Origin of the sequence: Streptomyces seoulensis (genome assembly GCF_022846655.1) — a bacterium.
Lineage (GTDB): Bacteria > Actinomycetota > Actinomycetes > Streptomycetales > Streptomycetaceae > Streptomyces.
Window position 1 is genome coordinate 637597 of sequence record NZ_AP025667.1, and the last position, 13062, is coordinate 650658.

The following is a 13062-nucleotide window of genomic DNA, read 5'->3' on the forward strand; positions in this document are numbered from 1 at the left end:
CTGGAGCTTCAGGACAGTCGCCACCGCGTACGCGGCGGCGGAGCCGGGGATCAGGCCTCGGCGGACTCGTCGCCCTCGGCGGCGTCGGCCGCGGGGGCCTCCTCGACCTGGGCGGCCAGGACCTGCAGGACGACGGCGTCGCCCTCGACGGCCAGGGAGACACCCTTGGGCAGCTTGATGTCCTTGGCGTGGACGGAGGCACCGGCCTCCAGGCCCTCGACGGAGACGGTCAGCGACTCGGGGATGTGGGTGGCCTCGGCCTCGACCGGCAGCGCGTTCAGCACGTGCTCGAGCAGGTTGCCGCCCGGCGCCAGCTCGCCCTCGGCGACGACCGGGATCTCGACGGTGACGGTCTCGCCGCGCTTGACCAGCAGCAGGTCGACGTGCTCCAGGAAGCCCTTCAGCGGGTCGCGCTGCACGGCCTTCGGGATCGCCAGCTCGTTGGTCTTGCCGTCGATGTCCAGGGCGATCAGGACGTTCGGCGTACGCAGCGCCAGCAGCAGCTCGTGGCCCGGCAGGGTGATGTGCAGGGGCTCGGAACCGTGGCCGTAGAGCACACCGGGAACCTTGCTGTCACGGCGGATGCGACGGGCGGCACCCTTGCCGAACTCGGTGCGGGTCTCGGCGGCGAGCTTGACCTCGGACATACGGATCACTCCTCGTACAGGTTGAAGCGGACGGGTCACCCGGCCACGAACGGCCTGCTACGAAGAGCGCGTCGATAACGGACAACCGACACCCGTGGAACACACGAGCGCGGCCTCCCTCGCCGAGCAACTTTGGCAGTCTACTCGGCAAGGGAGGCCGCACCCAAAAGGATCTTCCGCCGACCCGCTCAGCAGGCCGGCAGAAACCTCACTGCTCGTCGAAGAGGCTCGTCACCGAGCCGTCCTCGAACACCTCACGCACCGCGCTGGCGATCGTCCCGGCGATCGACAGCACCTTGATCTTGTCCAGGTCCGCCGCCAGCTCACCCGGCGTCGGCAGCGTGTCGGTGAACACGAACTCGCTCACGCGCGAGTTCTTCAGCCGGTCCGCCGCCGGACCCGACAGCACACCGTGCGTCGCCGTCACGATGACGTCCTCGGCACCGTGCGCGAACAGCGCGTCGGCGGCGGCGCAGATCGTGCCACCGGTGTCGATCATGTCGTCGACCAGCACGCAGATGCGGCCCTCGACATCACCGACGACCTCGTGGACCGTCACCTGGTTCGCGACGTCCTTGTCCCGGCGCTTGTGCACGATCGCCAGCGGCGCACCGAGGCGGTCGCACCAGCGGTCGGCCACGCGCACCCGGCCCGCGTCCGGGGAGACCACGGTCAGCTTGTCCCGGTCCACCTTCGCGCCCACGTAGTCCGCCAGCAGCGGCAGCGCGAACAGGTGGTCCACCGGGCCGTCGAAGAAGCCCTGGATCTGGTCCGTGTGCAGATCCACGGTCAGGATGCGGTCCGCACCGGCGGTCTTCATCAGGTCCGCGATCAGGCGCGCGGAGATCGGCTCACGGCCACGGTGCTTCTTGTCCTGACGGGCGTACCCGTAGAACGGCACGATCACCGTGATCGAGCGCGCCGACGCCCGCTTGAGCGCGTCGATCATGATCAACTGCTCCATGATCCACTTGTTGATCGGCGCCGTGTGGCTCTGGATCAGGAAACAGTCCGCGCCGCGCGCCGACTCCTGGTAACGCACATAGATCTCGCCATTGGCGAAGTCGAAGGCCTTCGTCGGGACGACCCCGACACCCAGCTTGTGGGCGACCTCCTCGGCAAGCTCGGGGTGGGCGCGGCCGGAGAAGAACATCATCTTCTTCTCGCCGGTCGTCTTGATCCCGGTCACAGCACTGTCTCCTCAGAGGTTCTCAGCCAGCCATCAGCCAGGCGACCTCTCGACGGGGCATGAGAGGGCCGAATCGGCTGGTAGGGGTGCGGTTGTGCACTTATCACGGTACGCCGTGTTTGACGCACCCGTGTCCGACGAGCCTTCGCTCAGCCCTTGTCCACGCCCGGCCGGGACGCCGCCTCGGCCGCCTTCGCGGCCGCGCTCCCGGGACGCTTACGAGCCACCCAGCCCTCGATATTCCGCTGCTGGCCACGGGCCACGGCCAGCGAACCGGGCGGTACATCCTTCGTGATCACGGACCCGGCACCCGTGTACGCGCCGTCCCCGACCGTGACGGGAGCCACAAACATGTTGTCCGAACCGGTCTTGCAATGCGACCCCACCGTCGTGTGGTGCTTGCTCTCACCGTCATAGTTCACGAACACGCTCGCCGCGCCGATGTTCGTGAAGTCACCGATCGTCGCGTCCCCCACGTACGACAGATGCGGAACCTTCGTCCCCTCACCGATCGACGCGTTCTTCGTCTCGACGTACGTACCGATCTTCGCCTTCACGCCCAGCCGCGTACCCGGCCGCAGGTACGCGTACGGACCCACCGTCGCACCCTCGCCGACCGTCGCGCCGTCCGCCACCGTGTTGTCCACCCGCGCGCCCGCGCCCACGGTCGTGTCGTTCAGGCGGCTGTTCGGGCCGACCTCCGCGCCCTCCGCGATCCGCGTCGCACCGGTGAGCTGCGTCCCCGGGTGCACCACCACGTCACGCTCGAAGCCGACCGTCACGTCCACCCACGTCGTCGCCGGGTCCATCACGGTCACGCCGTCCAGCATCGCGGCCGTCAGCAGACGGTCGTTCAGCGTCCGGCGGGCCTCCGCCAACTGCACCCGGTTGTTGATCCCGGCGATCTCCCGGTGGTCGCCGGCCACCGACGCGCCGACCCGGTGCCCGGCCGCCCGCAGGATGCCCAGCACGTCGGTCAGGTACTCCTCGCCCTGACTGTTGTCCGTACGCACCTGCTTCAGCGCCTGGGCCAGCAGCGCGCCGTCGAACGCGAACACACCGCTGTTGATCTCACGGATCGCCCGCTGGGAGTCGGTCGCGTCCTTGTGCTCGACGATCGCGGTCACCGCGCCGCTGGCGGCGTCCCGCACGATCCGGCCGTAACCGGTCGCGTCCGGGACCTCGGCGGTCAGCACGGTCACCGCGTTGCCGTCCGACTGGTGGGTGCCGGTGAGACGGGCCAGGGTGTCCGCGGTCAGCAGGGGGGTGTCACCGCAGACCACCACGACCGTGCCGTCCACGGTGCCGCCCAGCTCCTCCAGCGCCATCCGCACCGCGTGCCCGGTGCCGTTCTGCCGCTCCTGCACGGCCGTGCGGACCTGGGGGTCGATCTCGGCGAGGTGCGCGGCGACCTGCTCGCGGGCGTGGCCGACGACGACCACCAGCTCGGCGGGGTCCAGCTCACGGGAGGCGGCCAGCACGTGACCGACCAGGGAGCGGCCGCAGATCCGGTGCAGGACCTTCGGTGTGGCCGACTTCATACGGGTGCCCTCACCCGCTGCGAGAACGACGACGGCTGCCGGGCGAATGGCGCTCACGGGGTTGCCTTTCGGCTCTGGGAAGAGGTGGTGACTGGCGGCAGAATACCGGGGGGATTTTCGGCGGACATGAGAGCGGGTCCCGCCGGGGCTTGTGCCGGTCAGGACCCGAACCTGGTGTGTGGTTGTCGTGGCTCCCGGAGAAGGATTCGAACCCTCATTCAACGGACCAAAACCGTTTGTCCTGCCCTTAGACGATCCGGGATGGTTCGCGCTCTATGTCCGATTCGATTGATCGGCTTCGCGCGTGGCCTCCACTATGCCGTACCAGGCGCCCTCGATGCGACGGTACAAGTCTGCGCTTTTCAGGACTTTGATCACGAGGCAACCCCGGTAGGCGTCGCCCGTGTTCCGCCGGACGGTCTTCGGGTTGTGCCTCTTGAGGGACGTCTTGTTGAAGGCGGAGGGGCCTGCGTCGACCACCTCGGACCAGAACCGCTCGGCGCCCGGCACGTCCGCGCTCTCGTGGATCATGACCGTGAAACGCAGTCGCCCGCGCTCCACCCCCAGTAGATCGAGCCAGGCCAGGAAGGTCGTGATCATGCCGGGGTCGCTGTTGACGAACGTGACGTTCTCCCGGCGGTCGTACGGCTTGTCCTTGGCGCCCTCGGCCCAGTAGAGCCCGACGCCGACGAGGAAGAGTTCGCGCTCCGACAGGGGGCCGACCGTGCGCCTTGCCTCGTCCTTGGTCCGCCGCCGCTCCTCGTCGCGGATGCGCAGCTTCTCCTCCCATCCCTTCCTGGCGATGGCCGCCGCTTCCCCCGGCGTCCGCTTCCGTTCGGGCTTCGGCAGGTCCCGTACCCACAGCGACACCGAGCTGCGCGAGCAGCCCAGGGTCGCCTCGATCTGGTCGTAGGTGTGGCCCTGGCGGCGGAGTTCTCTGGCCTGTTCGCGGAGGTCGTCCTTGGCGTTCGGGCGTTTTGTCCATTCCGGGGCCGGTTCGCCGCGGACGAGGCGGTTGAGGAGGTCGTTGTTGTAGACCTTCAGGTGGTTCCTGATCTGGCGCAGGCTCAGGCCCTGACGGCGGAGCGCGATGGCCTGTTCGCGCAAGTGCTCGAAGTTCGCGTACTTACCGGTTTTGCCCGCTGAATGTGCCATTTGAATATCGTCCGGGCGGAATGTGGGCTTCCGGAGGATGGGTCGTGGAGTTTATTAGTTCGAGTGACTCGCCGGGTTTCGGGAGCGTTCGGGTGAGGACCGTGGTCCGGACGGGTAGGCGAAAGTCACCGGAAAAGCCGCCCTGGCCGCCCGTAGGCTGGAGGGCATGACCACGACGGGGGAAGACCACACCAGGGCGCCGACCGGCCCGTGGTGGTGGGAGAGACGGCGCGGTGCGGTGCTGGACGGCGGCCTCGCGCTGGTGTCCGCGGTGGAGTGCGGCGCGGAGGGTGTCCCGTTCGCGCGGGACGCGGGCGTGCCGCTGTGGCTGGGCATCGTGTTCGGTGCGCTCGCGGGCTCGGTCCTGCTGGTGCGCCGGAAGTGGCCGGTCGCGGTGGTCCTGGTGGCGATCGCGGTGACGCCCGCCCAGATGGGCTTCCTGATGGGCATCGTCGGCCTGTACACGCTGGCGGCGTGCGAGCTGCCGCGCCGGGTGATCGTGGCGCTGGCGGGCATGTCGCTGGTGGGCACGATGATCGTGACGTTCGTCCGGGTGCGCCAGGACATGGCACGCGGTGACCTGACCCTGGGCGACTGGTTCGTGCCGTTCGCCGCGGTGACCACCTCGCTGGGCCTGACGGCGCCTCCGTTGCTGCTGGGGCTGTACGTGGGTGCCCGGCGCCGGCTGATGGAGAGCCTGCGGGAGCGGGCGGACAGTCTGGAGCGGGAGCTCCAGTTGCTCGCGGAGCGGGCGGAGGAGCGCGCGGAGTGGGCGCGCAACGAGGAGCGCACGCGGATCGCGCGGGAGATGCACGACGTGGTGGCGCACCGGGTGAGTCTGATGGTGGTGCACGCGGCGGCGTTGCAGGCGGTGGCCCGTAAGGACCCGGAGAAGGCGGTGCGGAACGCGGCGCTGGTGGGGGACATGGGCCGGCAGGCGTTGACGGAGCTGCGGGAGATGCTCGGGGTGCTGCGGTCGGGCGACGACGGGGTGCGGCGCCGGGTGGAGCCGGTGCCGTTGGCCGCTGTGGGGGCCGCGGCGGCGGAGGCGGCGTCGAAGGCTGCGGCCGAGGTGGTGCTGGTGGACGGGCCGTGGCTGTCGGAGCTGGAGGAGCTGATCGGGCAGTCGGCGGAGGCCGGGATGGTGGTGGCGCTGTCGGTGGAGGGTGAGCTGCGGCCGTATCCGGCGGAGGTCGAGCAGACGGCGTACCGGGTGGTGCAGGAGGCGTTGACCAACGTCCACAAGCACGCGGCGGGTGCGAAGACGTATGTGCGGCTGGCGCATCGGCGGGCGGAGATCGCGATGCAGGTGGAGAACGACTCGCCGCCGGAGCCGGGGTCGGCGTCGGCGGGGCTGCCGTCGGGTGGCAATGGTCTGGTGGGGATGCGGGAGCGGGTCGTGGCGCTGGGGGGCGTGTTCGTGTCGGGTCCGACAGACGCCGGGGGTTTCCGGGTGTCGGCGGTGATCCCGGCGGCCTAGCGGCGGTGATCCCCGCGGCCCAGGGGCCGTGTTTCCGGTCGCCCGGGGTCGTGATCCCGGTGGCCGCTTCTGTCGGCTTCGGCGCGCAATCCTCGGCGGGTGCTGAATCCACCCATCGGATGAACGTGCCTGTCCGGCGGCATGCGCGAGGCTTCCGGGACGCAGTGTGTCGGTGCGTCCCGAGGGGATCGGGCGAGTCGACGGAAAGGGGCCAGGGAGTCATGCGTACTGAGGCCATCGACCGGGTCACGCTGGTGTTCTCGCTGTTCGACGCGAACGGCAACGGTCATCTGGACCCGGAGGACTTCGAGCTGATGGCGTCCCGGGTGACGGCGGCGGCCGTGGGGTCGGACGAGGCGGCGCGGTCGCGGATGGGGGCGGCGTTCCAGCGGTACTGGGAGACGCTGGAGGGCGAGCTGGACGCGGACGGGGACGGGCGGGTCACGCTGGAGGAGTACCGGGCGTGTGTGCTGGCGCCGGAGCGGTTCGCGGGGACGGTGCGGGAGTTCGCGGAGTCCCTGGCGGCGCTGGGTGATCCGGACGGGGACGGGGCGATCGAGCGTCCTCTGTTCACGGCGCTGATGCTGGCGATCGGTTTCGCGGGCCCGAACATCGATGCCCTGTTCGACGCGTTCGGTCCGGACGAGGGGGACCGGATCACGGTGGCGACGTGGGTCGGGGGGATCGAGGACTTCTACGCGCCGGACAAGGCGGGGATTCCGGGGGACCGGTTGGTGGACGCGGTGGGCTGAGCCGGGGGCGGGCCGGTTCGGGGAGAGGGGCGGCCGGGGGGTCGGTCGCCGGGCTCCCGGTGGGGCGGGGTGCGGGCGCGGGGGAGGCCGGGTGCCGGTGCGGGGGACGTACGGCCGCTGTGGGTGGGGCGGCGGCGACCGGTGAGGCGGGGGCCGGGGGCTGGAGGGGCTGGGAGGCGGGCAGGGGGCCCGTCCGACGATGAGGGCGGAACCCGAAGGGCTGCGCGGGGTGTCCGGGTGTCCACGACCGAGGAGGAATCATCGCGACCGTCGGTGCGGCGGACCGGCCCGGTGCCGGTGACTTCGGAGTGGACGCGGGGGTCGGGGTGACCGCGCTGCTGGTCGCGGCGGCGCGGGCGATCGAGGCGCGGCGGCCGGACGCGCTGGCCCGTGATCCGTACGCGGAGTGTTTCGTGCGCGCGGCGCCGGTGTCGGCCGGGTGGCCGGTGTGTCCGGAGCAGGTGCCGCGTGGGGAGGCCGATCCGGTGTGGGGGCGGCTGGGCCGGTACTTCGGTCTGCGGACGAGGGTGCTGGACGATGCGCTGCGGTCGGCGGCGCGGGCGGGGACGCGGCAGTTCGTGCTGCTGGGGGCGGGGCTGGACACGCGGGCGTTCCGTCTGGACTGGCCGTCGGGCAGCACGGTGTGGGAGGTGGACCGGCCCGGTGTGCTCGGCTTCAAGGAGCGGGTGCTGGCGGGGGCGGGGGCGGTTCCGTCGTGCGGGCGGGTGCCGGTGCCGGTGGATCTGCGGGGGGACTGGGCGGCGGCGCTGCTCGGTGCCGGGCTGGAGCCGGGGCTGCCGACGGCGTGGCTGGCGGAGGGGCTGCTGCTGTATCTGCCGGCGGAGGCCGAGCGCCGTCTCGTCGCCGTGATCGACGGGTTGAGCCCGGCCGGCAGCATGCTCGGGTACGAGGTGAAGCTTCTGCCGGAGGCGGACGCGGTGCGGAACAGTCCGGTGTACGTCGAGACGCGGGAGCGGCTGGGGGTGGATCTGCCGGCCTTGTTCGACGGCGATCCACGTCCGGATTCCGCGGCCGATCTGGCGGCGCGGGGCTGGCGGACCCAGGTGGGTACGCCGTTCGACCATGCCCGCAGGTACGGGCGGGGGCCGCGGCCGGAGCCGGACGACGCGCTGGCCGCCAACCGCTGGGTGTTCGCGGTGAAGGAGGCGGGCGGGGTCAGCCGGTGCTGAGGCGGACCGGCTGGGTTCCGGCGATGAGCGCGGTGAGCGCGAGGTCGATGCCGGGGCCGAGGTACCAGTCGCCGGTGTGGTCGAGGGTGTAGACGCGGCCCTGGGTGTCGATGGCGAGGAGGGCGGCGGTGTCGGTCTCCTCGCCCAGCGGGCTGAGTTCAGTGCCCAGCGCGCGGCCGAGGTCGCCGAGGGTGCGGGCCAGGTGCAGGCCCTGCAGGGGGTCGAGGTGGAGGGCCGCCGGGGCGATCTGGCGGCCGGTGCCGGTGGGGGTGACGCGCAGTCCGCCGAACTCGGCCCAGGCTTCGACGGCGGCGGGGAAGACGGCGTGCCGGTGTCCGGCGGGGGAGAGGTGTTCGCGCAGGGTGTCGGCCCAGACCTCCGCCTGCTTTATGTCCCAGCGGCCGGGGTGCCAGCCCGCGGTGCGCAGCGCGTTGTCGACCGCGCCGGGGAACCGGGGTGCGGTGCCGCCCGGCCCGTGAGGTGCGGCGAGCCTGGGGGATGAGGTGCGGTCGGGGTGCATCTGCCCAATCGATCGTCGTGCTGGTGAGCTGGTACGGGGGCCCGGCGGGGCGGGGATCAGTCGCCGGTGGTGGCCGGGTCGACGACGCGGACGCCGAAGTGGGCGCTGAGGGCGGCGCAGGCGCGGCAGGGGGTGGCGAAGCTGCCGTGCAGCGGGTCGCCGTCCTCGCGTATGCGGCGGGCGGTGAGCTTGGCGTGCTTGAGGGCCTTGCGGGCCTCGCCGTTGGTCATGGGGCGGCGGGCGGAGCGCCTGCTGCGGGTGGCGTCGGCGGCGGTGAGGTGCCGGGAGATGAGGATCGTTTCGGCACACCGTCCGGTGAAGCGGTCGCGCTGGCCGCTGGTGAGGGTGTCGAGGAAGTCCTGCACGAGGTGGTGCAGGGGGGCGGGCTGGTCGCCGCGGGCGGCGGTGCCGGTGAGGGTGGCGCCGCGTACGGAGAGGGCGGCGGCGACGGCGGGCAGGATGCCGTCGCGGCGCTGCAGCAGGGCAGGTGCCGGGGGCTCGTTGGTGTCGCTCCAGCCGATACGGGGATCCCCGGCCCGCACGTCGGTACCTCCGGTCGGCATGGTGTTCATGGTCGTCTTCCCTCCCCTGGGCCCGCGCCCGAGGGACACAGAGTGCCAAATGCCGTGGCGGCTGCGGAAGCTGGGGCGGTGCGACACGCCAGGGCGGGGCTTGCTCGTCACGTGTGGTGACGGATGGTCACACAAACAGCGGACTTTCGGCGGGGTGTTCGAGTGGGATCGGGTGTGGCGGGACGGAGGGCCGGGGTCCGGTGGGCCGGTGACCGGTGTACGCGTACCGCATAGGCTGTCGGCACCGCGCCGGGGCGCGGGCTCAAGGCGTCGGTGACGTTGAAGACAGTCGGATACGGGTCGGGGCGTACCGGAGAGGGTGCGGTGCCGGCTCGTACAGAGTGCCGCAGGGGGCAACCGCCATGACGACAGGTCGGCTCGGGCAGGAAGCCGCGCCGCCGAACGCGGCCTATGCCGGGCAGGTCGTGCACTTCCCGGACCCGGTGCGGGCGGCCCGCCATCCGCGCGGCGTGCGGATCGGCGAGCACGGTCATCCCGACTTCGCTCCGTACGCGCGCGCGGCGGCAGAGATCGCGGACCCCCCGGAGGGGTTCGGCGTCGACGAACTGCGGCTGACGGACTACGTGTCGGCGAACGCGGTGCTGGCGGCGTCGGGGCACGAGCTGTGGGACACGGTGCCCGACGTGGCGACGCCGCACGGCTGGACGTGGCACCACGTGGCGGGCTCGCGGCGGCTGGAGCTGATCCCGGTCGAGGTGAAGGCGCTGCTGCGGCACCACGGCGGGGTGGCGACGGCGGTGGTGGACCACGCCAAGCGCGGCACGCGCCCGCTGAACGAGACGCGTCCGGCGCACTTCGCGCTCCCCAAGTCGGGGGTGGCGGTGACGGAGTCGCAGGTGCAGGCCGTCGAGGAGGACCTGGGCTACCGGCTGCCGGGCGCCTACCGGTCGTTCCTGAAGGCGGCGGGCGGCTGCGCGCCGGTGGGTGCCGCGCTCGACGCCGAGCTGGGACTGCTGCTGGACCAGCCGTTCTTCACGGTCAGGGACGAGGCTGCGGTCAACGACCTGGTGTACGTGAACAAGTGCCTGCGCGACCACCTGACCAAGGACTACCTGGGCGTCACCTTCGTGCAGGGCGGTCTGGTCGCGGTCAAGGTGAAGGGCGAGCGGGCGGGCTCGGTGTGGTTCTGCGCGTACGACGACGTACGGGACGTGGACCCCTCGTGGTCGGCGGCGGAGCGCGTGGAGCGGCTGCTGCTGCCCTGCGGCGACGACTTCGACGCGTTCCTGTCCCGGCTGGCCGGTGATCCGCCGGAGCTGGAGACGGTGGCGAGTCTGATGGTGGACGGCGGCTTCGCGCGTGCCGTCCCGGTGTCCGCGGCGTCCTCGGCGCCGGCGGGGGAGTGAGGTCCGGGTCATGGTGACGTTTGCGCGCGCGCAGGAGCGCGGCGAGGAATGGATCAACGGGGACGTCCCGGCGTACCAGCACCGTGAGGTGCGGGTGCGGGAGTTCGACCTCGGGTTCGTGGTGTGGGGCGAGGACCGTGCCGACGGGCCGCGTATCGACGCGGGCGGTCAGCGGCTGGTGATCGCTCGGGACAGCGGCGAGGCCACGCTGTGGCCCGCGCTGCCGGTGGGCGAGGTCATCCGCCGGTACGAGGAGCTGTACGGCCGCCCGGACGACGTCGAGGACGCGGTACCGGTGCCGCCCGCCGCGCGGGTGGACCTGAACCAGACGTCGTTCCTGCTGAGTCCTCCGGAGTGGCTGCAGGAGGCGGCGGACAAGCTGGGGATTCCGGACCGGCGTCCGGAGACCGCTCAGGGTACGGACTCCGGTCCGACCCAGGGTTCGGCCCCGGTCCCGGCCCAGGGGTCGTCCGTGGACTCCGGTTCCGGGCTCGCCCGGACGCAGGCCGGGGTACCGGCCGCCGCGTCGGGGACCGATGTTCCGGGGTCGGTCCAGGGTGCCGGGTCCGGGCTCGCCGAGACGCGGGCCGGGGTGCCGGCCGCCGCGTCGGGCGGGGCCGGGTGGCCCGCCGCCGGGGGTGACGCGCCGGGCGCCGGAGACACCCCGTGGGCCGGTACGGACACCAACGCCGAGGGGAGCGAGGACCGTTCGGTGCCGCTGCCCGCGACGGTGTTCGCGCCGCCGCTGAACGACAGCAGCCCGCGCCCGCCCGCCGCCGAACCGGACGCGAAGACGGCGCTGATGTCGGGCGGCAGCCGGCTCCCGTCCACCGCGGTCGCCCCCGCCGTGGACGAAGCGGGCACCCCGGCCCAGGGCACCCCGGCCGGTCCGGCGCGGCCGCTGCCGCCGCACGCCGGTGACATCGCCGACGCGGCGACCAGCAAGGCCGCGCCCCCGCCGCGCAAGCCGCGCGGCCCCGCCGCACCCCCGCCCCCGCCAGGCGTCCCCGGCACACCGGGCGAGCACCGGGGCGGCGGCGCCGAGGGCTACGTACCCACGCGGCTGGTGTCCTCGCTCGGCCCCGAGAACCCCGACGCCCCTGCCGGGCCGGGCGGAGCGCCGCAGCCGCCGGTCGCTCCGGGCACCCCGGCCCCGCCCCGGCCCGCCGGAGCCCCCGGCGCCGTGCACCACGCGGAGACCGTGCTGTCGCAGCCCCCCGTGGGCGGCCCCGGCGTGCCTCCGCCGCCGTCCGCCCCCGGCACGCCCCCCGCGCCCGGCACCCAGCCGACGGCGGGGATGCCTCCCGTACCCGGCATGCCGCCCGGCCCCCCGGCCGCGCCGCGGCCCATGCCGCACGCGGGGCCGCCCCCGTCGGCGCCGATGCCGCACGCGGGCCCGGTGCCGCAGGGCGCGCCCATGCCCCCGGCGGGCGCCGTACCTCCGCCGGGCGCCATGCCCCCGCCCGGTGCGATGCCGCCGCCGGGAGCCATGCCGCCTCCGGCCGGTGCCATGCCGCCCGGCGCGATGCCTCACCCGGCCGCGCCGATGCCGGGCCAGCCCGCCGCCTACGGGTATCCGCAGCCGGGGCAGCCCATGGTGGGGCCCGGCTACCAGGCGGTGTTGCGCTACCGCGCGCAGGACGGCTCGGAGCAGCAGCTCATCCGGCGTTCGGCGCCGGGCACCCCGCACCCGGAGTGGCAGATCTTCCACGAGCTGCGCGCGATGAACGTGCCGCCGGACCAGGTGCTGGAGCTGCACACCGAGCTGGAGTCCTGTGAGCTGCCGGGCGCGTACTGCGCGCGGATGATCCGGGAGCAGTGGCCGCAGGCGCGGATCGCGTCCATCGCCCCGTACGGCACCGATCACGCGAGCCGGCAGGAGGGCATGCAGGAGCTGCTGGCCCATCAGGGCGAGCTGCACCAGGTGGCGGACGGTCCCGCGCGGCCCGCGCCGGTGCGGGCGCCGCTGCCGCCGGTGCCGCCCGCGCAGCCGGTCCCGCCGGAGGGCGTCGCCCAGGAGCTGGCGGCGGTGTTCGGGCCGGGCGTGTACCGGTTCGAGCAGCAGGCGGTGGCCCGCCAGGGCGTGCCGCCGGTCGTGGCGCACACCCTGGTGGTGGCGGGACTCCCGCTGGACATGGGCCCGTTCTTCTGGGCGCAGGCCCAGCCGGGCCGTCCGGTGCCGACGCTTGCGGAGCTGGCGGCCGAGCGGGGAGTGGCCCCGGCCTCGGACGCGGGGTCCTACCTGGTGATGGGTACGGACTTCGGCAAGGCGATCTGCGTGCAGTACGGGACGGCGAACATCGTGGCCGTGCCGGTGGAGAGCGGTCCGGGCGGGGCGCCGGTGCCGCCGCAGTTCGTCAACTCCGGGCTCCCCGAGTTCGCGCGCTGCCTGGCCCTGCTGGGCCGGATGTGGCGGCTGCGCTACGGCCTGAACCAGGAGCAGGCGGCCCGCTGGACCGTCGACTTCCAGGCCCAGTTGGCCGCCCTGGACCCGGCCGCGCTGGCGTCGCCGGAGAGCTGGTGGTCGGTGCTGCTGGAGCAGATGTGGGACGGGCTGCTTTAGCGAGCGCGTCCGTCGAAACATGGGGCCCTTCACCGGTTCGGGTGAAGGGCCCCTTGGCGTTCCGTGCCCGCTTCCGGCCATGCGGC

General features: G+C 72.9%; 11 protein-coding genes and 1 tRNA gene. 5 read left to right on the top strand and 7 right to left on the bottom strand.

Annotation, left to right across the window (positions count from 1 at the left end; genetic code table 11):
• Positions 1-50: 50 nt before the first annotated feature.
• From HEK131_RS03040 to HEK131_RS03060, 5 genes are all read right to left on the bottom strand, one after another.
• Positions 51-647 carry a 50S ribosomal protein L25/general stress protein Ctc gene (locus HEK131_RS03040; protein WP_217461196.1) on the bottom strand — a complete coding sequence of 199 codons (597 nt, stop codon included), beginning with the start codon at positions 645-647 and terminating at the stop codon, positions 51-53.
• Positions 648-855: 208 nt separating this feature from the next.
• On the bottom strand, positions 856-1836 hold the full coding sequence (locus tag HEK131_RS03045; protein ID WP_161149405.1) for a ribose-phosphate diphosphokinase: 981 nt from the start codon (positions 1834-1836) through the stop codon (positions 856-858).
• Positions 1837-1985: 149 nt separating this feature from the next.
• Positions 1986-3434: a bifunctional UDP-N-acetylglucosamine diphosphorylase/glucosamine-1-phosphate N-acetyltransferase GlmU gene (glmU, locus tag HEK131_RS03050; protein WP_244333576.1), complete on the bottom strand. Its 1449-nt coding sequence runs from the start codon at positions 3432-3434 to the stop codon at positions 1986-1988.
• 131 nt (positions 3435-3565) lie between these two features.
• Positions 3566-3639: transfer RNA gene (locus HEK131_RS03055), tRNA-Gln, on the bottom strand.
• Between the two features lie 11 nt (positions 3640-3650).
• Positions 3651-4532, bottom strand: coding sequence for a hypothetical protein (locus HEK131_RS03060; RefSeq protein WP_244333577.1), 882 nt, complete (start codon positions 4530-4532; stop codon positions 3651-3653).
• A gap of 166 nt (positions 4533-4698) precedes the next feature.
• On the opposite strand from HEK131_RS03060, the gene HEK131_RS03065 reads away from it, so the two are divergent.
• The 3 genes from HEK131_RS03065 to HEK131_RS03075 all read left to right on the top strand — a co-directional run bounded on the left by HEK131_RS03065 (position 4699) and on the right by HEK131_RS03075 (position 7954).
• Positions 4699-6012, top strand: a complete 1314-nt coding sequence (locus HEK131_RS03065) for a sensor histidine kinase (protein WP_217461193.1) — start codon at positions 4699-4701, stop codon at positions 6010-6012.
• 221 nt (positions 6013-6233) lie between these two features.
• Positions 6234-6764: an EF-hand domain-containing protein gene (locus HEK131_RS03070; RefSeq protein WP_217461192.1), complete on the top strand. Its 531-nt coding sequence runs from the start codon at positions 6234-6236 to the stop codon at positions 6762-6764.
• 308 nt (positions 6765-7072) lie between these two features.
• Positions 7073-7954 carry an SAM-dependent methyltransferase gene (locus tag HEK131_RS03075; protein ID WP_244333578.1) on the top strand — a complete coding sequence of 294 codons (882 nt, stop codon included), beginning with the start codon at positions 7073-7075 and terminating at the stop codon, positions 7952-7954.
• Here the strand turns inward: HEK131_RS03075 and HEK131_RS03080 are convergent.
• On the bottom strand, positions 7941-8474 hold the full coding sequence (locus tag HEK131_RS03080) for an SUKH-3 domain-containing protein (RefSeq protein WP_244333579.1): 534 nt from the start codon (positions 8472-8474) through the stop codon (positions 7941-7943). The genes HEK131_RS03075 and HEK131_RS03080 overlap by 14 nt on opposite strands.
• Before the next feature lie 56 nt (positions 8475-8530).
• Positions 8531-9046 (bottom strand): YwqJ-related putative deaminase, encoded by a 516-nt coding sequence (locus HEK131_RS03085; RefSeq protein WP_217461190.1) that lies wholly within the window; start codon positions 9044-9046, stop codon positions 8531-8533.
• Between the two features lie 362 nt (positions 9047-9408).
• Between HEK131_RS03085 and HEK131_RS03090 the strand changes: the two genes are divergently transcribed.
• Complete coding sequence (locus HEK131_RS03090) at positions 9409-10413, top strand: SMI1/KNR4 family protein (protein ID WP_217461189.1); 1005 nt, start codon at positions 9409-9411, stop codon at positions 10411-10413.
• A gap of 10 nt (positions 10414-10423) precedes the next feature.
• Positions 10424-12976, top strand: a complete 2553-nt coding sequence (locus HEK131_RS03095; protein ID WP_244333580.1) for an SUKH-4 family immunity protein — start codon at positions 10424-10426, stop codon at positions 12974-12976.
• The last annotated feature ends 86 nt before the right edge of the window (positions 12977-13062 follow it).